The organism is Bacillus sp. CH_48, assembly GCF_038008465.1.
Taxonomy (GTDB): Bacteria; Bacillota; Bacilli; order Bacillales; family Bacillaceae_G; genus Bacillus_A; species Bacillus_A thuringiensis_S.
Genome location: NZ_JBBOZF010000001.1, coordinates 272,911 through 296,759, shown reverse-complemented (window position 1 = coordinate 296,759; position 23,849 = coordinate 272,911). Strand labels below are relative to the sequence as shown.

The window sequence follows — 23,849 nt, the reverse complement described above, 5'->3', positions numbered from 1 at the left end:
TTTCCAATCTAAAGAAATATCGTATCAGCTCACAAAGAGAGTGTATCATAACATCCAAGAGAAATAATATGCATTCTTACATATCGAAATAAATTTTGTATTCTTGCACTGACGGACAAGGAATAGCAAGATATGAAGCAAATAAGCACTGTAAAAATATCAATTCATAGAAGCGATTAATTTCTGATATAACATGTTTTAATATCACAAAAGCCAACACGAAATGATGATTGCATGATGGCTTTTGTTGTTTTCTTATTTCTTTGTCTCATTGACCCATGTAACGATGTCCTGGATGACATACGCAGGAACATTGGAAGGGGCTTCGTATTCACTAGGGTGACTGAATTCCCCGTCACCCTCCGTGAAGATGTGATTCAATTTCGGATATTCTTTGAACTGAACATTACTGCGGCTTGAAAGCCCTTCTTGCCATCTCGTAAACTCGTCTTTTACAGTTACTTGATAATCACGTGCGCCTTGCAGAATCAGTAATGGCTCTTTTCGTGATTTCGCTTCCTCAACTGGACGCCAACGAGTCACATCATACATGAAATGTGGAGAAGGATAATTATAACCAGCTGGTGGGTGATCTGGATCGAAAGTAGGATCCTTAATATAAGCGAATTGTTTTTTTGTTCATCAATAAATTCCTTAGGTGCCCCGAGTTACTGATACTGATCAAGGAGCATGTCAGTAAAAGGACGTGCAGGAGGTGCCATTAAAATAGTGCGAACAATGAACTAGAGCTATCCTTTGCAAATACGAAGGAGGGCAAATGGCTAAAAGATAACGCACATCGTGCAGGATTTATCATTCGTTACCCAAAAGGTAAGGAGAATATTACTGGATATGCTTATGAGCCTTGGCATGTACGTTACGTAGGAGATATTGCTGAATATATATATATAAACTAACTTTAGAAGAATATATGAATCTGAAAAAATAAAGAATTGATCTAGTTAGTATTAGTAGTGAGAGTGTTAAAAGATAGGATATATACGCACCTGGCGCAAACGCTATTACAATCTCAGTTGATAATCAAAAGATTAAACGATATATACTGGAGCACAGTTATATAAGTCAAATTGGTATATATCATGTAAGTGCGAATGCGGATGTACAGATTCGCACTTACATGAAGCCAAAAGCATACATTACAATAACTTACTTATAATCAGTTTACATAACACATCTCATAGGTATTTGTAAAAAACAAGTGAATAAATCTCAAAATAAAAAGAATACTTATGTCATTGAGATAGAAAGAGAAATTTAGTAGTTATATTTTGAAATCTGCATTTAAATAATATTTAGCGGAATGCTCAGCTAAATCAAGTACAATAAAAAGAATTAAAGGAAATGCTCTATTTCGACATCACAACAATTATATTTTGTAAAATACACCATCTATTTAGTCTTAAGGAGTTAAAGTTAACTGATTTGTATTAAAATGTTATACACTGGCTATATCCTATAAGCAACCATTTAATCAATATTAATAATGTATAGCTGAATGTATATGAAACTAAAAGATATTTAGACTGATGAAAGGTAAGGTATATGATACCTTTATAAAGAGGTGGAAAAATAAATACTCACAAATTCGCACGAAATACCAATTTTACGAACAATAAGATGTATAATTAAAAATCTAATACAGTATTTAGGGATTTCGAGCTCGATAGCATACATCTCTGTATATTGGTATGTGTCTATATAATTCATGCTTTATATAGAAATCATAAAATGCTAAGTTAGTTATTAATATTTTTTATGGTAGATTACATTTTAATTTATAAGATTTTTTCTTAAGTTGATCTAATTAACCCCTCATAATCATGATTAAATTAGCCAATTCATGTTAGATAACGAATTTTAAACTGTTTTCATATATTGATTTTTTGTATGAATTTATATAAAAAAATTTTTTATTTTACATACATTTATATGTAGTTTTTACACTAATTTTTATGGTCTTATACAAATTTATCACTTAGTTAGCTATAATTTTCATTTGACTAACTACACTATATCATTCAATTTTGTGTATATTTTAGTATTTCATAATTTAATTATGTAAATAAGTTTGTGTAAAAATTGAATTTAATGCGAACTTGTGTTCGCTTCTTTTTTCTGTTATATTATATATGAGGTGATTTTTATGGACTACAGCAAGCAACGTCAAAAATCCGTACATCGTAAAAAATTATACGAAAATCTAAACGAAATGCCCTTTTACATAGAAGAATTTGTGGAGTACAAAGAATTGCATGATGCCTCTCCCTCCACCCTACTGAATTATGTATATGATTTTAGAGTCTTCTTTAATTGGCTATTATCTGAACAAGTTATTGAATTAAAACCCATTAAAGACATATCCTTCGCTGATTTGGAGAATTTAAAGAAAAAAGATGTTGAGAACTTTATGAGATTTCTAAAACTACAACAGAACATGCAGAATTCTTCTGTTAACAGGAAAATTTCAGCCTTAAAATCCTTATTTAAATACCTTACCTCCCTATCAGAGAATGAAGATGGAGAATGTTATTTTTATAGAAATGTAATGGCTAAAATCGAAATACATAAAGATAAAGAAACATTAAATGCTCGTGCAAAACGTATGAGATCTAAAATATTTCATAATAATGATGATCAAGAGTTTTTAAATTACGTTAAGTATGAGCACGAAAAATCTTTAACAAAACATCAGTTGTTCTATTTCCTAAGAGATAAAGATCGCGACGTAGCAATCCTCTCGCTTTTTCTTGGCAGTGGCATTCGTGTAAGTGAATTGGCGGATCTTCGTATGGAAGATATAAACTTAAAAGAAAGACTCATTGATGTAATCCGAAAAGGAAACAAAGAAGATTCTGTATGGATTACCCCAATTGCATTAAATGATCTTGAAAAATATATGGAAATTCGAGATAACAAATACGCTCCAGGGAAAGAATTGAAAAATGTGTTTCTATCAAAATATAAACATACTGCACAGCCTCTTTCAGTTAGGGCTATCCAAGATATAGTAGAAAAATATACTAAAGCTTATGGAAAAAGAATGTCTCCTCATAAATTAAGACATACATTGGCAAATAAATTATATATGGAAGAGAAAGACTCATTACAAGTCATGCAGCAACTTGGACATACGAGTCAAGATACAGCTTTGCTATATACACAACTTGGGGAAACAACTATTAAAGATAGTTTAGGCAGAATAGGAAAGAATAAGGAATAAAAGTTCAGCAATTTTGCATTGTTGAACTTTTATTTTTTTACATACTTAAGATTTAAAAGCTATTTATTATTCGTTTTAAATTTGATTTTATTATGTAAAAAATACATAATTTGAATCCTTCTATAATTGGTATATAAAGACTCTCACTTGATGGATTATAAATGAAAATTTTAGATTCCTACAATTGTTGGTTACTTTAAACTCATTTTTAATGAATAATTATGGATATACTGAAATAAAAATAATTATTTCCAATTATTTTTATTTTTAATGGTAGTGAACGGCATATCAGCGATAATTTATGTCTATTCTGTATAAGTGTTAGCAAGATCATTTGCAAACTTGTTAGCACTTTTTTAAAACATAAACCAGAGGAGATTCATACTATTTAGTAACAATGTAAAATTGAATTTATCATGGATAAACCATTTAACAAATAGTTTGCAGCACTGAATGATTTACAAAAGAATACCCATCGATACACTACAAATAAAAATAATCAGCTAATCGAGGGAATATAATTATTTTTATTTAATTCGCACTTGTACTTCTTGTTCTTGTATTACTTGAATGATTAACTCCAATACAATATTTTGTATTAACTGATGCTCATTATCATGAAGTGTACTTTGTTCTGATATATATTCAATACATTGATATATATACCCTTCTACCAATAAGCTCCCTTTTTCAACTGTAAGTGTATTTTGCCCATTCTTTTTTACCTTTGGTATTAAAAATTCGGTTTTTGTCAAAATAATCTCCTGTTCAACCTCTTTTATTCCTATGACTTTTTCTTTAAATACAACCTTTTCTCGTAAACTAATTTCACCTTTATATCTTCCTATTTCTATTGGTAGTTTCGCTGTAATAAAATTATATACGTCTTCCCCATTTTCACTCTCTAATATTATACTGTGAATAGGAATCCATGAAGATGCCTCTACCTTATTCTCTTCTTTATTCCCTTCATTTTTTTGGTTATATAATTCAAAATGAACTCTCTTCTCATGAAGATTTAAAGAAACTAATTTACAATAACTATCCGAATGATATTGTTGCACTGTATTTAATAACTTACAATCTAATTCACGCCCTTTTAGACCTTTTTCATTCCTAAATACAAATGCTTCTTGATTTTTTACATTTATTTTTGGAAATATTTTAAAACTAGTTACTTCTGAAAAAATAGAAAATGGAGTTTTGACCACCAGTGAGTGTATTAAAGGCCCTATTTGTGATCCAGACGCTTGACCTTCTTTCTCTAATTTTGATGCCACATCTTCTCCCTTTAATTCAGGTGGTACTTCTTCTTTTTCCCCTCTTTTTTCGTGTGAATTATCTTGTATATTCAGGTTTTTATACTTGTAAATTTCATCCCATATTCCCTTACCAATCCATGGATTTTTCATCACCATCCCCCCGTCTGATGAAATTCAAAATTTTTTTGTATGTGACCATTTCATCATTATATATGTTGTATAAAAATAAAAAAGAAATTGTCTTTTTAACAAAGACAATTTCTTTTTATTTTTATAGTGCTACTTGTACTTGTTGTACTTGTAAAACTTTTAAAGTAAGATCTAGTACAATTTTTTCACGAAGCGTATCAAATGGTTCGTTTAGATCTGTAGAACAAGGTGAAAAGTCTAATTCAAAAAATTGAGCGCTTACTAATTCACAATATGGTTGTTCGTTATAAAAAACTGCATTTTCAAAGAAATATTTGTCTAGACGTGGTAAATCACCGTTTTTAGGATTTATAAAATGAGAAGTAGTGTCCGAAGAAGAAGCTACTAAAGCTAATGATAGAAAATCACCTTCTGTCAGATCTGCAAAACCAGAAAATGGAACATTTGCAATACGATCATATAGAACTCCATTACACTCGTTATTTGCATATTCAATATTTTTACGAATATAGCCTTGTACAAATAATTTTGCTCTTGTAACTCGTCGGTAAGGTGTACCTGGTACTGGTACGAATGCTACAGGCACTAACTTACATTGTGTTAAAAATACGTTTTTTAAGATGCGTTTAATTTCGACTGCTGGAGGATCTAATGAAATATCGGACTCTACAACAATTTGAAGTGTTCTTTCAGCTAATACAACTGGAATCTTTACAATGGGTGCTCCTGGAGTAACAATTGGTGTTGCAGTCTCATCACTTAATGGTGTTTGTGTTTGTCCTTCTACCTGACATGGTACATTAATTGGACATTGTTCGCTCATGTTTCATGCTCCTCTTTTTATAAGATTTTAGAGTTTATGAAATTTTCAAACTCATAATACCTGTATATGTCTTTCTTCTATTAATGTTTGGGTTCTATAGTAGTCTCTTTAATCATTATCATTAAGTTGGTATAATCTAATCATTTTTATTGAAAATTCAGAAAATTAATATTTTTAGACAGATACTAGCTTATAGTAATTAAAAAGCTGACTAAAATTATTTTCAGCTTTTTAGCTTGCGAAGCTGAAGCTTCAATGTACTCAGAACCTTTCACCGTTTTTATCATTGACCAGGCTTTCTTTAATTCTTGCCAAGATGTTTCGATTACTTGGTTTAATTCATCTTTTTTTACCACTTTTCATCGTGTTCCCATTTGTTGATTTTCTTTTTAAATATTCTACCGTGTTCTTTATTATGGCGATCCACACAGATTGTTTCGAGATTATCTATATCAAGTGCAAGCTCTGGATGATGTTCAAGCTCTTTGATATGATGAACAACTAGTTGTATCTTCTTACGCTGGGCACTCTCACTGTACTCATTCGTATCAAAACGAACCCGACCATTACGTTTACATTCTTGATATTCATAGTTGTCACGTTTCTTTACTTGTTCACGTATACTCTTCCAGTCACCGCTGTCATAGAACTTACGCTTCTGTTGTTTAGTTTTATATTCATTCATCTGTCTTTACCCAGCGTATTCGATTCCCTCTATCACTTTCCAATAAATCTTTTATTGGCGTTTGTGTGAGATATTCTACAGAATAAAACATCGGCTTCTGTTCATATAACTTATAATATTTGAATTGATTAACATCAATCCCAGACTTCTTGTACGCTTTCTCATGAGGTTTAATGTATTTGATATATGCTTTTTTATCAATAGGTATAAGACCGAGTGCAGCAATCTTACCGTTTAATACACTTTCCAATTATCCTCATTCCTCTCTTAATTTTCTCCAAAATAAAAAGCACCCAATTATGGATGCTTAGATATACTTTAGACGTATCTTCATTCTTTTTTATTAAATTGTGATCTATGTCTTTCAATGTCAACTCTTGGTGTTTTTACTCTTTCAGACTAACAGCACATATTAATCACATGTAAGCTTTTCAAACTACACCAATGCATACTATCCTACACTTAATTACAGAAATTAATATCCTTAAGCTTTTGCAATTAAATAAAATTCAATTGGTCTAGGGCTCCCTGTTCCTGGCGTTGGATTAAACGTAGTAATTACCCATTGATCTATTCTTCTAGGAAAACTCTCCATTGCATACAAAGGAGCGTAATCCTTTGGTGCCCATCCTCCATTTATAACTTTCATTCCAGGCGCATTTAAAAAAGCAACAAGATATTCGTCTGTATTAATATCATAGCCTGCCCATCTAAATGATATAAAACCATTTCCAAGGTCGGTTTGTGATGCTGAACCAGGTGATAACTGAATTTCTCTTCTTGTAGATCGTTCATCTTTATATTTAGTACCAGGATTTGAATATAAATGGTAATCCTGTTCAACAGTCGACATATCATTTTGGTAATACTGGTAATCAGAGTTCACACTTGAAACAGGGTTTTGATACAAATTATAATTAGCCCCTACAACTGGAACAGGATTTTGATTCCAATAATTATTATACATACTTAGTCACTCCCCTATTGATATTTACAATTTTCATGATATTAATTATCATTATTAATGTGCTTTATCAATCAAAAATAAGGCTTCTTTATAAGAAAACAGCCTACTTGGGGTAACCATGAATTAAATAAAGTTAGTTATTACTTTATGCCTTGATTTACGTTTTTTTACGTAATAAAAAGCACTCCATAAGGAATGCTTTTATAATTTTTAATTATTTATTTGTTTACACCAAAATGATAGCTTTAGATTAACACACGTATTATATGGAGATATAAACGCTTTACTATCTATCTTATATGCATAGCCTTCAATGTATACAATTTCCCTACATCAAGAATAAGACCTCCAAAATTATCATAGAGTCTTTCTTTTTCATATACTCTCGTCTTTGACATATCTAGAAATTCAAATTCCACTATCATTTTTAACCTCTCTCTTCTATCTACATTATCTGATAAAAGAGACAGTTATACAGAATAACATTTCGTTATATATCTACATATCAAAAGGCGACTGTCCACCAGTATTCCTTTCGTCAAAACTTTATATTATTTTTATAAATGCGGTAAATGAAGTTTTATTCTTCTTTCAACTACTTAATGTTTTTTATATTTATTCACTTCAATAATATTAAGTAACTGGAAGAAGAGCGAAAGCTCTCCTTAATAGCGGTATCATTCAGTCGCTACCATCTGCTGGTTTCGGATTTTATGTGCCGGCATTATGAAACCGTTTAGACAAAATATAAATTATAAAGGAATGTTTATGAGTTGTGTTTTCCGCCACTTCTCACAGTACAAATATATCATGTTGATTCCAAAACAATGGGCACATTTCCTGCCAAAAAGCGGCCAAAACTCTGCCAATATTATTTGAATCTTTCTATTGAAACGAAATTTTTTATTATGAATTCGCTACCTGTCCATCCTTTATTTTTTTACTAGTTTTAACAATAGGAACTTTTTTTGCTGGTATGAAAGGCTTTTCTAAAATAGATAATTGGGTTGCTATACTTAGAAGCATAGCGACAGTTCTACTAATACTTTTATTATCAGTGTTTTTAACACTAACTTTGATCGTTGGCTATGCATTAAGTTAAACGTCATTCTTTGTGTATAAAACTCAATATCTCGTCAATAATGTAGACACATGGTTATCTTTCTCCGATTTCCTTATAAGAGCAGTTAGCTTTTGCTAGCTGCTCTTTTATTTTCAAATCATTGCTGTCATTACCACTGGCGGCCCATTGGTTCCGTATTTCATAATTTTAGAGATTGATTTTAATTGCTGAATTCCTTCTTTTTCATTACGTTCACCTGGGATGATTACTGACGAACAATATAATGGTTGAACTGAGTCGCTATATGGAGACTCTTCAGATAAATAAAATTGCGCGACCATAGGAAGTTCTTCTCGTTTACATATTTTTAGGATTCGTTGCAATAAAGGTGCAATTTCCTCATCGTATACTTTCTCTTTATCGTACATATCAATTCATTCCCCTTTTATACACAATGAAATTTTTATGCTAATTTCTTTCGTCCCTCACAATCCAATTCAATTTCATAAGTACATGGTCCAAAATGCCTATTTGTTTATTAACACCCTCTCTATATTCCTCGCTATGGATTCTTGAAAGACCATTTTGGATCCGTTTTAACCTTGATTTTCTACATTCTAAATCAGTGATAAGCTGATTAACTTCTTCAGATTTCAATCTGCACATCCTTTTCTACAAAGTGAAGTTTTTGTTATATTCCCCCTCAAAACCCACAATATATTAATATATACATAGATTAACAACATTTATCATTTAGACATTTAAGAAAGGATGATAAAATGGTTATTTTTCAATGGTTAGAATCATGGTTATCTAGTGACATTCTTCATTTTAATTTATTTGTAGGTATAACACCCTTTCTTACTCTAGTATCTGTCATCTTATTCTCTATAACATTTAAGAAAATAGGTACCAACGACACAGAAAGGCTTAGAATCAAGCTCCAAATCTCTTATACAATGTGTACTTCACTACTTGTCTTATTAGCCCTCTTTATTCTGTGAATGCCTACAAATACTATCTATTCCAGACAGTATCTCATCATGATAATCTCCATCTCACTTCTTTTGGGATCAATATCTGGCCTGTACAATTATAGAAAAGAAGCACTCACACAGAGTTAAACTCTTTTTTAGAACTCGTTGCAGTTAGCGGGTTCTTTTTTATAAAATAGCGTTTTTGTTAGAAACTCATCTTTTTCGTTGCCATACATTTAACCTCTTATATATGGTAAAATATAGTAAAAATATATTTTAAGGAGATTTTAATATGCCACACGAAGTTTGGTTTCCTCTATTCCTAGCAATATTCGTCGTATTTTTCCTTGATAAAGAGGAAAAACATAAACAATAACTTTATTTGTTTGTTCCAGCTTAAATGTATGTACGCAATATTTAAGCTGGTATTTTTTCAAATAACGATTTTATTTAAAAATTGCACAGCCATAAAAAACATACAATACTATGAGGTATTCTTTTTTCAATTTCAATGTTGGCCAGAGCACCTTTTTAGGTGATCTTTAACTTTAAAATAAGGATCTTGTTTGAAATTCATTAACATTATTGGTTCCTTTGCATACAGTATTATCCCAAGGAATTTTACGGGTTACTCTGGTCAAGTTACCTTGAATTTCTTGCACACCTTAAGGGAAGAATCCATTTATAAAAAATGGGTTCTTTTATTTTTTTTCATACAATAAGAATTTTGTTCAGTTTCAATCTAAAAGTAAAATTTTCATTTTTTCATTCAGCCAAGTTCATAACATATTCTTTTCTTCCAATAAAATAATGATTAGAAGCCCCACACGCATTTTATCCACTGGAAAAAATACCTTTTACGTACTTAAGTATTAGAAACTTCATTTCAGCTTCTTCTGCAATAGCAATTTTGTTCACTTTTTTGATACATTTATGAAACATTCACATGTTATCTTCAATATGTTCTATTCTTTTTGAAAAACCATGTAAGAATACCAAAACAAGAAGCCCTAACTCTAGGGCTTCTTGTTTTTAAATAACGATTTTGTTAAAAACTCTCTTTTTTGTTTCCTTACATTTAAAAATACAAATATAGTAGTATATAAGAACACATAGTTTAAGGAGGTGCAAAAATGTCAATTGGAGCATGCATTCCCATTTTATTAGTATTTGCTGGGTCAATTCACTTTGCTTGCAAGAAAGCAAAAAGTAATTAATTAAAAGAAAATTGTTAATATATATCAGATGATTCACTGTTTATTTTTTAAGTACATATACTTATACAGACTATAAAAATAAACACTATAGTTCTTGGTCCAAGAGAACCATACGCCCTAATGGTTCTCTTTTCGATTAGTTGCGATAGGTAAGACTTTGAAGTTATCTCCATCTTTTCCCCCACTTAACACTGTACGTGCGACCTTCATCGCATACAGCGTCCCATCTTATTCTTCTATACTAAAGTAACTAGATTACAAGCTTTACGGAGATTTTTGGGGGCGAAAAATTTTAATTCCTTCTCTTTATCTTCTTTATCATAACCTACTAATTTATATGTGTAGTTTTTCCCCATCTATTGTCATTCTTATTTTTTGTTTTGGATTTGCTGTTACTACCCAAGCATTCGGTAAATAACGATCTTCATGGGATAAAGTAGAAGGTGAATTTATAACCTTTCCTCCTAAATATAACGTAGCCGAAGATCCTCCATCCATTGCCATTGCATTTATAGCTCCTTTTTCATATAGGATGTCTTGACACTCTTTTAACGTAGCTCCTATACTATGCGTCTGTCTACCGTCAATAACTAGAAACATAATTGTACCATCTTCTTTTTGGGCCATAATACTTCGTGGAGCCGAACCCCAACCACCGTCTCCTTCTGTAATCATTTTTTCTCCATTAACAATTAACTGTGGCATGAATCCAGCTGCAGAAACAACTTGTTTATCCAAAAGTTGTTGGGTAGAATAATTTCCTGTTATCATTTGTCCAAACTTTGTTAAACCCGTAATAATTGTAGGGGTATTACTATCCATATTCGTATCAATAGCTTTCCCATTTTCTATTACTATCCCAGTTGCAACATTTCCTCCACCCCTTCCTGTTTCATCAGCAAATCCACTTGCATTCACAGCAACAAGTGCATGATTACGCTTTGCCATTACGCTAATTTTTTCTCCTCTCTTAGCGCCCTGGGTTCCTTGATGGCTAACAAGTTTAACATTGAAGGGATTGCTAATAGTAACTAATTTTCCTTCAAAAAGAAAGCGACTATCTTTGTTACTTTTAATCGTTTCTACATTAATTTCTAATGGCTGATTTTTAAATTCTTCTAATCTTTTTCCTGCTATTTTTTTATAAATATGCTCATCACTATTTGACCATTTTGGATGATTAATTCTATCTTGCAATTTATCTAGTTCCTTTTGGGGTAGGAATGTATACTTCGCATATTGTGGATGTTGAGAAGTTAGTATACTCCCAGCCATTGTTATGCGAAGCTCCCGGCCATAGCTAGTACCAAATAATATTCCTATGCCAATAAGCATGAAAATAGACAATAGAAGCAAAATTCGTTTGAAGATTTTTCTGAGATGTTTCATAGTTTTATCCTCCAGCATTCATTACATTCAATAAATCCATTAAAATATTATTTATCTAAAGACAAAAGTGTTCAATTTCCTCATGCCTGAATTCCCCGCTATATTTTAGCAATTAGGGAAAAATACTTATTCTAAATTTCGTTTTTTCAGTGTATATTTATAAATTTAATAACGTTTTTGCAACCATGAAATAAATTACTAATCCTGTTCCGTCAACAAATGTTGTAATAAATGGACCTGAAACAACTGCAGGATCTAGTTTTAATTTTCTTAGAATCAAAGGTAAAACAGCTGCTACAAGAGAGGACCAAATAACAATAAATAGTAAAGTAATTGCTACAACTTGTGCAACTTCTGTTCCAACTCCTAACATATAAGCACGAGTGAGCCCAGCCATACCAAGTGCAAGTCCAAGAAGCATACCTATTGCAAATTCTTTTTTCATTACACGGAAAATGTCTTTAAATTTCACCTCTCCAATACCAATTGCACGAGTAATTGTTGCTACAACCTGTGTTCCTGTATTCCCTCCAGTACCTACTAATAATGGAACAAAGAAAGCAAGGGCAACTACAGTTTCAATTTCGTCTTCAAAATACTTTAATACTGTACCTGTATATGCCTCAGCAACAAAAAGAAGTAATAACCATGGTAGACGTTTTAAGAAAATGCTCCAAATGCTAGCTTCAAAGTAAGATTGATTCAATGGTTCACTTCCGCCTAACTTTTGAATATCTTCTGTAGCTTCTGCTTCCATAACATTCATTACGTCATCAAATGTTATAATACCAATCATTTTATTATTTGCTGTTGTCACAGGTATCGCTGCTAAATTATAATTCAGTAGCTTTTTTACAACTTCTTGTTGATCAACTTCAGCCTGTACTGAAATTACCTCTTGAATCATGATAGTAGATAATATCTCTTCATCTGCTGCTAGTAATAACTCATGTATGGAAACGATTCCCTCAAGATAACCATGACTATCAAGAACATAACTATAAGATATTGATTCTACATTTTCAGAATGTTCCCTAATGTACTTCAATGTCATTTTTACTGACCAATTTCCTCTAACTGCAACAAAATCACTTGTAACAAGACTTCCTGCCGTTTCAGGTTTGAAAGTCATCAATTTTTTTACGTTATGTTTTGTAATTTTATCTAGATACGCCATTAATTTAGCCTGTTTTTCCGGATGAACCGCTAGAAGTAAATCTACTAATTCATCAATCGGTTGTAAAGTTAGTAACTTTTTAGCCTTATTTTCAGATAAATGAATTAAGATATTATATTTTTCTTCTGCACTCATATATTGAAGAATTTTAGAGCTTTTTAATACGGGAATCGTATTTAGCAATATGATTTGATCTTCAATTGAAAATCTTTTTACTTCTTGCGCAACATCATACGACGGAAGACGTAAAACTTTCTCTGCATCCAAATTATTTTTGGTTACAAGTAATTCTTTTAATAATTTCTTCATGTTAACTCCTCCTCATATTGCTAAGGGAGACTCTAGAGTTTCATGAGTGGTTTTGTTTTATTTTATCTGTCTAAAATTTTTTATTAGAGCAATAATAGTTACATTGCAACCAATTCATTATTTAGAATTACCTCCTTTTTGAATATAGACAAGATAAAACAAATAACATTAAACAGAAAAACCTTTACTCAAAAAGGAGTAAAGGTTTTTTACAATACAAATAAATGATTATTAAGACAGCTCTGCCAAAATCACAGAGGTGCCTTTCTATCAAATCGTATACCACTCCCTCGTTGAGTTTTAGCACTGTATAGCATAGGTTTTTATAACCAGCTACATTAAGAAGGGCCTTAATCCGACCGTTCCTGTTGACCCATTGGCGTCTCTCGACATTTTTGGGCAGCAGCGTTTCTCTATACAGGAGCCTCACCTAACAAAGTTTATTGAATTACTTCAAAATTTAAACCAGAATTTAATATTTGTCAACTGACTTTCAATTCCATTCATAAAAGAATCTTTTATGGAAAATGAAATTATATTTTATTATAAATTTAAAATTCTCCTAAAAAACATAGAATTCAAATAGATTTAATTCGAAGAAACGTTATAAAACATATGAAACTTATTGTTTTTAAACAAATTCCAACTTTATAACAGAAGATGAATAATTAGTCATTCTGTATATCAAAAGAACATTCATAAAAAAATCTTCTTTTATGATTACAATCTTCTTTACTGTTTATCAAATTTATATGGTTAAACTACTTAATCAAACTATACACTACAAGTTGAAAATATATACTTATACAGAATGATTACATACATTTTCTCATATCATTTCTCAAAGGACTATAAAGCTATAATCATATAAAATTAGCAATACGGTTACTTGACAAGAAAAAAATATATATTTATGCTTGCTACACGAAACAAACACATAAAATTTATATTGCTTAACCTGTTAGGTGAGGCTCCTATGCAAACACAGGCTATTGCCCAAAAATGTCGAAAGACGCCAATGGGTAGAACAGGAATTGTCGGATTAAGGCTCTTCTTAAGATAGCTAAGTAATGAATTTTCATTACTTTACGTTGTATAGTGCCAAAGCTCTACTAGGGGGAGAAAAGCCTTATTTAGTCATGCCATTTTGAATCCCTCTAGTTATATACTAGGGGGATTTTTGCGTAAAAAAACAGGGAGTAAGTGATAGAATCTTCCTAAATTAAAGTCATATTTAGTAATAGACGAGAACAAGATTCTATTCATTAGCAAATGTAATATAATGTTTTGTTTTAAATCAGGAGGATATTAAAATGAAAAAAATATTAAAACTCGATTATCTATTGCTCCTTCCTCTATTCATAACATGTACTTTAGGTATTATCATGATGTATAGTGCAAGCTCCATTGTCGCTGTCCAACATTACGGTTATAACAGTAGATATTTTGTTGATTCTCAATTAACAAAGCTACTTTTAGGAACAATAGGGTTAATAGTTTGTGCTTTACTCCCATATGAAATATGGAAAAAACGAATAATCTCAATCTCTATTATGGTTGGGGGGATTTTTTTATTAATTATGGTTTTATGGAAAGGAAAAGTGGTAAATAATGCTCAATCATGGATCTTTGGAATACAGCCAGCTGAATTTCTTAAATTAGGAACAATACTTGTAACAGCCCGTTTTTTTGCATTACGACAAGAACAAGCTAAAAATAGCTGGAGTGGTATCGGAAAACTTGTATTATTTTTAGCTACAATTTTTTTTCTTATCTTTAAACAACCAAATTTAGGATCTGCACTTTTAATATTAGGTATAGGTTTTAGTATATTTCTTTGCTCAGGAATAAATATAAATCTACTAATCAAAAGAACTACCATCGGTTCTATTTTATGGTTACCTATTTTATATTATTTGATTCAATATAGTTTATCAGAAGTTCAAAAGACACGTATTACTACGATTTTCAATCCCTTTATTGATGCGCAAGGAAATGGATACCAGCTTGTAAATTCTTTTATTGCCATTGGCTCTGGAGGAATCACTGGTCGTGGTTTTGGAAATAGTATACAAAAAACAGGTTATCTGCCAGAACCACACACTGATTTTATAATGGCAATAGTTTCTGAAGAACTAGGATTTATTGGTGTATTTATTATATTGGCTGGAGTTTTGATTATAGTACTTCGCTCCTTAAAAATTGCACAATTATGTGTAGATCCATTCGGCAGTTTTATAGCAATTGGTATAGGATGTATGATCGGTATGCAATCTGTTGTAAATTTAGGTGGTATTACGGGACTATTTCCTCTTACAGGTACTCCATTTCCATTTGTAAGTTTTGGTGGAAGTTCTTTAATGGTCAATTTAATAGCAATAGGAATATTAATTAATATTTCAATTTTTAATAAAATTAATTTTAATAATCGTAATATATAATTTTTGTATTTTTATTTAAAAATTTTTAAAATTCGACCACATTAATCAATCTATATTTAAAGAATTTCTAATTAATTTTAACTGTATGAATATAAATATTTATGTTCATTTTAATACGAAAAAAGGCAAGCATAAATTTACGCTTGCCTTCCGTTCTCAAAATCAATTACACCTAAAACAACGTGTGGTTAACCAAATCCAGATACTGTCTTCTAAGCCCTATTTGTTATTTTTCTAAAACAATTCCTGCTATTTCATTAGCATATTTTTTAGAGTCAAATTCATCATAGTTACTTAGTACAACAACAGACAAATATTCTTTTGGAAACCGCATGAAGTATGAACGATAACCTGCCCAGCTACCTGAATGTTCCAAGTATCGACAGTTAAACCCTTCTGCAAGCCTTAGCCCAAAAGCATACTTTTCATTATCAATAATCGTCTCCCCAGTTGGAGAAATTTTCGGACCTATTTCGCTCATTTTTTTAACAAGTTCTTTTCCACCAACGGTACCTGTAGTTAGATTTTCTCCCCACTTTACCAGGTCTTCAACTGTTGCATGTACTGCCCCATCACCTGTATGTTCCCAAGGGCTTTCATAGATTTTATATGTTCCTTGCTCATTCTTCGAATACCCACTAGTAATTGGTATAGTAGTTGGGTAGTAATCTAAAATTGTTGTGTCTTTCATATGTAAAGGATCAAAAATACGCTCCTTTGTAAACTGAAGTAGAGACTTGCCACTTACCTTCTCTACCACTTGTGATAATAAAAAATATCCTGTATTGCTATACTCAAATTTTGTGCCCACTGGGAACCTTGCAATTTGATGACCATTTAGGTGTTTTAGAGATTCTTCCACAGTTAATGTATCAGTAAATTTAATATTTGCTGCTTCAGCCAATGCCATATAATCAACTAGCCCACCAGTATGATGAATTAGATGCCTCAATGTTACTGGTTCAGCATATGTTCCTATAGAAGGGACAAACTTTACAATTGAATCATCTAAACCCAATCTTCCCTCTTGTTCTAAGAGTAATATAGAAAACGCTGTAAATTGTTTAGAAACTGAGGCGATATTAAAAACGCTCTTTGTGGTTATGGGCAGATTTTCCTCTATAGAAGCTAAGCCAACTGCACCTTTATACGTTACTCCACTATCAAAACTAGCAATATATGCAAAGCCAGGGGCTTTGGATGAAAATTTGTTCAATAATTGTTTAATGAGAGCATGTGTCTTTTCATTATATGTATTATTCATCTCAATCACGTACCCTTCGCTTAAAATGATTACAAATATAATAAAAAATACTATCTATAAAATATCAGTGTAAGTGTGTAAAAGTTATAACATGAGTCGTATGGCCTATTATAAAAAGGCAAACTTAATTCAGTTTGCCTTTTTGATGTTATTCCAAATCTAATTAATTTTGATAATATATCTTTTGTTTACGCTGAAATGGATACGTTCTAATTTCATCTGTATCTAAATTTTCATGAAATAGATGTATGGCTATAATTTGTCTACAATCATAGGTATGATAATAATATATACCAGACTCCATACACATTGCGCTTGTATAAATGGTATTATCTAATGTACCTTCTTCCGTTATCACTCCACCTTTTGGAAGCTCACAATTTGATAAGATATGAAAAACGGCCGATACCCCTTCCTCTTCGTTATCTACCCCTTGAATATTTTGTTTGCTATACGCCGCCCGAACAAACCTTGATGGTGGAGTGAAATCCCCAGGGAGTCCCATCGAACCTGAACCTTGTCCAAAAGCACTTAATGGTACATCCCCCCATTGAGTTGGTGCATATGGCTGCGATTTAAGACCTATATATTGTCTTAAATTTTGTAAATGCCAGTTAAACTCAGGACTATTAGTCATTACCCCTAGCGGATTATCATACATTTTTAGCCCCTCAATTGTCGGCTCTATTACAATACATTCTCCCCATTTATCCGCTAAGATCCAATGTAGCGGTGGGGTAACTCCTAAAACAGATAATGATACATCTAAAAAAGAAATACTATCTACAGATTTCTTTAACTCTTCGACAGAATTGAATTGTGTGAGACTCCATGCCACAAAATCAAATGGAGCCAGATTTGTTTTATTGTCATCTATACTGTTACTATAAGTAGCGAATCCTGGAAAATAAAGTGTTGCACATGTCATACCTGATTCATTTACTCCATCTGCCAGAATGACCCTTCCTTGATAGTTAATCCCCATCCCGACAACTGCTTGTTTCGCCTTGATATTTTCACCAGTTATATTGTTCCATTGATAACGCCGAGGAATGATTATTACTTCTTGATTGAAATCTAATGTAAAATCCATCGTTCGTGCAAAAAGGTGCTGACCGTTTTTTGTCTGTAATGTCAAACTAGTACACATAAAGAACACCCCTTTATTTAGTTTATATGAACAAAAACTCGTTTAATTTCTACCTCGATAAGCAACGACTTATTTCCTATTCTTTTTTCTTGCCTATATTGATTGACTCTCCTTACAAATATTAAATTTTTAATACAGTATGCCAAATACTATAAGGAAAATAAAAATTATCAAAGAGGTTAATAATCTATTTTAAAATTCATCCCTATCAACTTAAAAAGCTATTATAAACAAACTTCAATAAAAAATGCCATCCCCCTCTTTTTTTATAACTCGATTTTTTAATTAGAAGGATGTTAATCAGTATGCATAGATTTCGTATCATCAAAATTATTATAATTATCATTTTGAGAAGAATAACCACTATTAGAATTATTATTAAAATGTGGGTACTGAATAAATTCATTATACAAAAAAAACACCATTCTTTTCCACAGCCCAATTTAATACCTAAATAATTCATATATTTAAGTTAATTATTTTTCCTATTATTCTTCTTCATGTACAAACAAGAAGAAAAAATTTTTCTAGATCATTTTATCAATAATTAAGACACAGTTATATAGTGAATAAGCCTAGTTAATCCTTAAAATAGGCTCTTCTAATATATTGCTAAACTATCTTAAAGGTTTTCACTGAATACCTTCATAAAAACATAGATAATCAGATAGTCTTGCTTCTTTTTACTGATTTGAATGTCCTTTATGCTCCCTTCTTTATCAATTATTCACTAGAGATAGTTAAACCCGTTTCCTTTAAGTTATAGACCGTATAGCAGAAAAGCTTAAAATATTAAGAAAATAATCGATTTTTTATTATAAGCACATATATTTTTTTAATCTTTTTAAATTCAAAATTTATATATTGATAAATAATTAATGGAATACCCGAAAAGGAATAATTTACCTTTTATTGGTTAGAATGATGTACGAATCTATCTAATAAAAGGAGTTGGTTTTATGTGCCAAAAGCACAGCAAGTGTAAATGTAGTTTTGTTCCACCATCTATTCTATCTAATATGGCTAGATCCGGAATTGATGGAACACAATTAACAATTAAAAATAGTAGAGACTCTAGGTTAAAGAGAAAAGAAAAAGACATTCATGTGTTGGAAGTTGAAGCTGGAATTAGTAAAAATCCATCATTAGAATTTTCATCAAATGAACAAGCGCAACGTCAAGTATACGATTGTGAAAATCAATGGGAATTGCGTCATAAAATGGTTCGCGCTGAAGGTGATCCTAATACCGCAGATGAAATTGTTAGTCACGCATATGAATATGCAGGTCTTGTACGTGATTACTTTAAGAATGTTTTAAATAGAAATTCCATTGACAATCGTGGATTAGATTTAATTTTAAATGTTCATTATGGTGTGAATTTCTTAAATGCATTTTGGGATGGAGATGAGATGGTTTTTGGAGATGGGGATGGTCAAATCTTCATTAATTTCGCAAACTCTAAAGATGTGATTGGGCATGAATTAACTCATGGGGTTACACAATATACTGCAAATTTAATGTATGAAGGCCAATCTGGCGCTTTAAACGAACATTTCTCTGATGTTTTTGGAACTGCGATTAAACAATATTCTAATAAGCAATCAGCAGATGATGCAGATTGGTTAATAGGAAATGATATTATGGGTCCTAAATTATTTGGAGAAGCTTTACGTTCAATGAAAGCACCCGGAACAGCTTTCGATAATCCTTTAATGGGGAAAGACCCTCAACCAAGTCACATGAATAATTACTTTGACGGTCCTGCAGACAATCATGGTGTACATATTAATAGTGGAATATTCAATAGAGCTTTTTATCTAGTTGCAATGGACATTGGAACGGAAAAATCGGCTAAACTATGGTATCATGCACTACAAAACCTTTGGACAAACGCAAATTTCAAAGATGCCGTACAAATATTAGTTAGATCTGCACAAATCCTTACTAAAGATGGAGAATTGCCGTTTGGTACAACACAGACTGTACGTGCAGCATTTAGAGACGTAGGACTCTAAATACTCATTTATTGAAGAATTAAGAATGGAACAAAATAATACTAGGTGGAGAAAAACTTATGGAAATTAATTTTACCTCTCATGGAGGATTTGCCAATTTACAATTAGTTTATAATGTAGAAACAAATAAATTACCAATAAAAATTTCAAAAAAAATACAAAATATAATAAATAAATATCAAATTTGGGAAATAAACGATACTATTACTGAAAAGCACACTTCCCTCCCGCCTAGTATTTTCTATTACGAACTATTGTTAAAGGATAATGATAAGCAAAAAAACTTTATCTGTAATGATTTAAATGCCCCTGTAGAACTTCGTCCCTTATTAACATTTTTACAAGAACTTGCTATAAACCATAAATTAGATTTACAGTAAAGTATAATTGTATTGACCAATACATACTTACAAATATTAAATAAAATTCATCTGAAAATAGTCCAGTATAAAATTTAAAAAAGGAATTTTAATACACATACTAATAACTATTGAACTGAAATAACTCCAAAGAGACCTCTATAAATGATCTAAAAGCCTTCCAACAAGTAAGCATAGTGATAACAATCTAAGTTGATGGTAATGGAAATGTACTGGTACTTACCTACCCTTCCATCGCCTACAATGGAATTCTTGCTGATTTGTTGACAGTCAATCCTGGTCAATTAAATTAACCTTATCAAGAATTTATCTAATGAATGTAGGTGAACATGAGTTAAATCTCGCCCTTGGTTTATCCCATTCAAATGTTCGTGATGCACTTATGTTTTCAAGTTACAGTATGGCTCTTAGATCATTAAATAAGGTTGATACAGGAAGAATCCAATCTATTTATTGTCTAAATACCTAAATCTTATTATTAAATTATTAACAATGCATTAAAGGAATATACAAATAACATTATATTTTATCAGCTAATACCACCAAATCCTTTGGTTACAGAGATTCTTACTGTTAAATTACAATTCACATAAGTGTTAATAGGATTTTATACGCATGTGAAATTCCTTATTCTATAAGTATTGAATTACCTATCTAAAATAATATATTTAATCTAACTTTGAAGGACACAATTAATGAATGAATTATCTAAGCTTAACTATTAAATTCTTATGAAAGGACTAATATATTATGACAAAAAATAATTCGAGTATTCCAGAAGATGATTTTTCGACCTTATTCGTGAAAGAAAGTGAACAAGTGGAACTTCTTAATGAACTTAATAAAAATAAAGATATTATTGAAAAAGATGCAGGGAAATATTTAGATTTGGACTTGGAAAAACACATTTTAGCAACCTATTATGCAGCAATTAATTTCGAGGAATTAAAATCAAATGAATTATTCAAAGCATTACAATCCTTGTTAGAAAATACACATAAACCAGTTAAGTATAACCCTACAAAATATTTATATAATTGGGTGGATTTGCAAGAAGACGGAAAATTAAAAAGTATCTACTCAGGGAAGATACGAAACCCAGAAGACGTTATTGCTGAAGACTTTGAAATACTCACCAAACGAAAAAATGAATTAGATTTACTTCTTGCTGATCACTCATTAACAGAAAATGAATTAAAAACCCAAAAAAAGCGAATTGAAGAAAACAATAAACTGAACTGTGAACATGTAGTACCACAATCATGGTTTCATAAACAGGAACCAATGAGAGGTGATTTACATCATTTATTCGCATGTGAACCATCCTGTAACTCATTGAGAAGTAACTATCCTTATCATGATTTCTCAGATTATGAAGGAGGTAAAGAACTGAAAATTATTAGACAAGAGTGTGGAAAATTAGAGGAGAATTTATTCGAACCTGAATATGCTAAAGGCATAGTGGCTCGAGCTACTTTATACTTTTTACTAAGATATCCAGATGAAATTACAAACGATAAAGAAAAAAATATAGACATTGAATTATTACTTAAATGGCATGAAGAATTTCCAGTAAGTATATATGAACGACATCGAAATCAAAGTATTCAAGACACCCAAGGGAATAGAAACCCCCTTGTAGATTTTCCTAACTATGCCCGTAAAATTGATTTTTCATTGATTTTTTCTTAAGTTTTTGCATAATCAAATAAATATTAATTAAAAAACTTACTACTTACTCACTTACCTTTTTTAAGCAGAAGATTTTTAACAAAATTAACCAAACACAAACTTTTTAATAATAATATACAGAAAAACCATATAGCTTAATTATTTCTACAGTTTTTATTCATCTAAGTTTTTATAATAAACTTGAATCTATATGCCATTTGTGGTTGTGTTGCAAAGTTACAAAAAGCGTAAATGGGTAAGTAAATAGGAAACAATGTTTAGAAATTAGCAAGTAATTGTTGAAATTCATTGAACATTGAAAAGGCTGAGTCTTTTTGAAGACTTCGCCTTTATTTAGATATAGCATGATCGATCACGATACCTTTTGAAGAAGATTAAAAAAACTGTGTATTTGGCAAAACTTCTCTTTCCATGTCAATAATCCTGTTCAACAAGGTTGTTTAAATGTTTGATTGTACAGTGCATTGTAGTTTGAAAAAATCCTTATTTTTCTTCCTTTGTTATATGCATAAAGTAATGCGGGCGCATTGTTTCTATTAAGAACTGTTTGTTCTTTTAAATGTTTTACAAATCATTCTATTAAAGCATAGACGGCCTGGTGTTCCGGTTTTTCACGTAGTTAAATATCCCAAATGTGTGTCCATCTTTATCAATTGCAGAATAGAGGTAACAATACCATCAATTAACCTTGGAATAAATCTCTTCCAAATGACAAAATAATTGTGCAGGTATATTTTTCACTTTCCAAATTAGATACATTAGTTTGCCATATTCATGAACCCCTAGCATGTTGGCTTTTGGGCGAACTGAAATAACACACTTTTTCAGGAATTCAAAGACATTGTAATAGATTAAAGAAAAACGTCAGTAGCAACCAACAACCACTAAAATAAATTTTTTGGGTGATTTTTCTTTAAAATATCTCATGCCTTATTCTCCATATTTCTACTTTAAAGAGTATATCTTCATCTGAAAAACTATGCTAAAGAACCAAAATTAGTATAGTATTCCAAATATTAATTATACGTATCTTGATTGAACTAAATGAACAAACCAATTTTTGTCTATACCCGTTCCAGGGCAGCTTTTAGGTGGTAGACCATTGATTAAACATTCTCTATGAAAAAGAATTTTTGCACCTTTTTGATAAAAATAACGTGTAATTTTTATTACAGTGTCTAATTGTTTATCTTTTAATTGGTCAAAACCTAAATCAAAGTTCCCTACCATTTCTAACATAAATGGATGTTCATTATCATTTCCATTACAACCTTTGGCGGAAGTTGGTTTTTTATTTATATTTCGTCCTGTTATTATTTTACCATCTGGGAATATAGTAATGTGTTGAGCGATATCAGGAAAATGATTTATTTCTGTATGAAATTTTTTCATTTCATTTTGTAGGTAATGATGATTATTACCTTTAAAATGACTATGATTAGGTACGTAAGTATGATGAATATGTATACTTGAGAGTTTTGATTTGATTTGTATACTTTGAAGCCACCCAACGAATTCATCTGAATTATTAAACAAAATTCCATATAACCAATTTCCCATGTATAACTCCTTTCTCTATTCATAATATTTTTAGTTGTTTTTCGAATAATCAATATATATGCCGGTTCAATTCTAAAAATGTCA

The 23,849-nt window shown here is 31.0% G+C and carries 16 protein-coding genes, 7 pseudogenes and 2 riboswitches; of the genes and pseudogenes, 8 read left to right on the top strand and 15 right to left on the bottom strand.

Annotated features, from left to right (window positions below; translation table 11 throughout):
- Nucleotides 1-255 precede the first annotated feature (255 nt).
- A pseudogene (locus N2V92_RS01415) lies at nt 256-731 on the bottom strand (alpha/beta hydrolase); the annotation flags it as partial.
- Nucleotides 732-770: 39 nt separating this feature from the next.
- Between N2V92_RS01415 and N2V92_RS01410 the strand changes: the two are divergent.
- Nucleotides 771-949: pseudogene (locus tag N2V92_RS01410) on the top strand (M15 family metallopeptidase); the annotation flags it as partial.
- A 1,215-nt stretch (nt 950-2,164) separates the two neighbouring features.
- Nucleotides 2,165-3,241 carry a tyrosine recombinase XerS gene (gene xerS, locus N2V92_RS01405; RefSeq protein ID WP_000386619.1) on the top strand — a complete coding sequence of 359 codons (1,077 nt, stop codon included), beginning with the start codon at nt 2,165-2,167 and terminating at the stop codon, nt 3,239-3,241.
- A gap of 527 nt (nt 3,242-3,768) precedes the next feature.
- On the opposite strand, the gene N2V92_RS01400 is transcribed toward xerS, so the two are convergent.
- The 6 genes and pseudogenes from N2V92_RS01400 to N2V92_RS01375 form a co-directional block, all read right to left on the bottom strand.
- Entirely contained in the window at nt 3,769-4,653 is an 885-nt protein-coding gene (locus N2V92_RS01400; protein ID WP_340864020.1) for a BC_2427 family protein, read from the bottom strand.
- 121 nt (nt 4,654-4,774) lie between these two features.
- On the bottom strand, nt 4,775-5,476 hold the full coding sequence (locus N2V92_RS01395) for a CsxC family protein (protein ID WP_001294996.1): 702 nt from the start codon (nt 5,474-5,476) through the stop codon (nt 4,775-4,777).
- A 203-nt stretch (nt 5,477-5,679) separates the two neighbouring features.
- Nucleotides 5,680-5,832 (bottom strand): annotated as a pseudogene (locus N2V92_RS01390) (phage head completion protein); the annotation flags it as partial.
- The gene (locus N2V92_RS01385) at nt 5,826-6,161 is read right to left on the bottom strand and encodes an HNH endonuclease (protein WP_170264945.1); all 336 of its coding nucleotides are present in this window, start codon (nt 6,159-6,161) and stop codon (nt 5,826-5,828) included. The pseudogene N2V92_RS01390 and the gene N2V92_RS01385, both read right to left, overlap by 7 nt.
- Nucleotides 6,154-6,411 (bottom strand): hypothetical protein, encoded by a 258-nt coding sequence (locus N2V92_RS01380; RefSeq protein WP_000446718.1) that lies wholly within the window; start codon nt 6,409-6,411, stop codon nt 6,154-6,156. Before N2V92_RS01380 ends, N2V92_RS01385 begins: the two co-directional genes overlap by 8 nt.
- 234 nt (nt 6,412-6,645) lie before the next feature.
- Nucleotides 6,646-7,128 (bottom strand): hypothetical protein, encoded by a 483-nt coding sequence (locus N2V92_RS01375; RefSeq protein WP_000282651.1) that lies wholly within the window; start codon nt 7,126-7,128, stop codon nt 6,646-6,648.
- Nucleotides 7,129-8,042: 914 nt separating this feature from the next.
- Between N2V92_RS01375 and N2V92_RS01370 the strand changes: the two are divergent.
- Nucleotides 8,043-8,230, top strand: a pseudogene (locus N2V92_RS01370) (hypothetical protein); the annotation flags it as partial.
- A 113-nt stretch (nt 8,231-8,343) separates the two neighbouring features.
- Here N2V92_RS01370 and N2V92_RS01365 read toward each other — a convergent pair.
- The 4 genes and pseudogenes from N2V92_RS01365 to mgtE all read right to left on the bottom strand — a co-directional run bounded on the left by N2V92_RS01365 (nt 8,344) and on the right by mgtE (nt 13,260).
- Nucleotides 8,344-8,619, bottom strand: coding sequence for a hypothetical protein (locus N2V92_RS01365; protein ID WP_170264944.1), 276 nt, complete (start codon nt 8,617-8,619; stop codon nt 8,344-8,346).
- Between the two features lie 2,029 nt (nt 8,620-10,648).
- Nucleotides 10,649-10,741: pseudogene (locus tag N2V92_RS01360) on the bottom strand (YxeA family protein); the annotation flags it as partial.
- Nucleotides 10,719-11,774 carry a phosphodiester glycosidase family protein gene (locus tag N2V92_RS01355; protein ID WP_170264943.1) on the bottom strand — a complete coding sequence of 352 codons (1,056 nt, stop codon included), beginning with the start codon at nt 11,772-11,774 and terminating at the stop codon, nt 10,719-10,721. The gene N2V92_RS01355 and the pseudogene N2V92_RS01360, both read right to left, overlap by 23 nt.
- A gap of 157 nt (nt 11,775-11,931) precedes the next feature.
- The gene (gene mgtE, locus N2V92_RS01350; protein WP_170264942.1) at nt 11,932-13,260 is read right to left on the bottom strand and encodes a magnesium transporter; all 1,329 of its coding nucleotides are present in this window, start codon (nt 13,258-13,260) and stop codon (nt 11,932-11,934) included.
- A gap of 279 nt (nt 13,261-13,539) precedes the next feature.
- A riboswitch (M-box (ykoK) riboswitch) is annotated at nt 13,540-13,705 on the bottom strand.
- A gap of 505 nt (nt 13,706-14,210) precedes the next feature.
- A riboswitch (M-box (ykoK) riboswitch) is annotated at nt 14,211-14,387 on the top strand.
- 186 nt (nt 14,388-14,573) lie between these two features.
- On the opposite strand from mgtE, the gene N2V92_RS01345 reads away from it, so the two are divergent.
- Nucleotides 14,574-15,701, top strand: coding sequence for an FtsW/RodA/SpoVE family cell cycle protein (locus tag N2V92_RS01345; RefSeq protein ID WP_170264941.1), 1,128 nt, complete (start codon nt 14,574-14,576; stop codon nt 15,699-15,701).
- 226 nt (nt 15,702-15,927) lie between these two features.
- Here N2V92_RS01345 and N2V92_RS01340 read toward each other — a convergent pair whose 3' ends face one another.
- Nucleotides 15,928-16,965: a serine hydrolase domain-containing protein gene (locus tag N2V92_RS01340; protein WP_098506611.1), complete on the bottom strand. Its 1,038-nt coding sequence runs from the start codon at nt 16,963-16,965 to the stop codon at nt 15,928-15,930.
- A 163-nt stretch (nt 16,966-17,128) separates the two neighbouring features.
- On the bottom strand, nt 17,129-18,115 hold the full coding sequence (gene bsh / locus N2V92_RS01335) for a choloylglycine hydrolase (protein ID WP_170264940.1): 987 nt from the start codon (nt 18,113-18,115) through the stop codon (nt 17,129-17,131).
- A 959-nt stretch (nt 18,116-19,074) separates the two neighbouring features.
- Between bsh and N2V92_RS01330 the strand changes: the two genes are divergently transcribed.
- From N2V92_RS01330 to N2V92_RS01315, 4 genes and pseudogenes are all read left to right on the top strand, one after another.
- Nucleotides 19,075-20,133 (top strand): M4 family metallopeptidase, encoded by a 1,059-nt coding sequence (locus tag N2V92_RS01330; protein ID WP_000336537.1) that lies wholly within the window; start codon nt 19,075-19,077, stop codon nt 20,131-20,133.
- Nucleotides 20,134-20,192: 59 nt separating this feature from the next.
- A complete protein-coding gene (locus N2V92_RS01325; RefSeq protein ID WP_170264939.1) occupies nt 20,193-20,513 on the top strand; it encodes a protealysin inhibitor emfourin in 321 nt (106 codons plus the stop codon).
- Between the two features lie 277 nt (nt 20,514-20,790).
- Nucleotides 20,791-20,982: pseudogene (locus tag N2V92_RS01320) on the top strand (matrixin family metalloprotease); the annotation flags it as partial.
- 281 nt (nt 20,983-21,263) lie between these two features.
- Entirely contained in the window at nt 21,264-22,205 is a 942-nt protein-coding gene (locus N2V92_RS01315) for an endonuclease I family protein (RefSeq protein WP_170264938.1), read from the top strand.
- A 257-nt stretch (nt 22,206-22,462) separates the two neighbouring features.
- Here the strand turns inward: N2V92_RS01315 and N2V92_RS01310 are convergent.
- A pseudogene (locus N2V92_RS01310) lies at nt 22,463-23,132 on the bottom strand (DDE-type integrase/transposase/recombinase).
- A 93-nt stretch (nt 23,133-23,225) separates the two neighbouring features.
- Nucleotides 23,226-23,765, bottom strand: coding sequence for a peptidoglycan recognition protein family protein (locus tag N2V92_RS01305; RefSeq protein WP_000528836.1), 540 nt, complete (start codon nt 23,763-23,765; stop codon nt 23,226-23,228).
- Nucleotides 23,766-23,849: the final 84 nt, after the last annotated feature.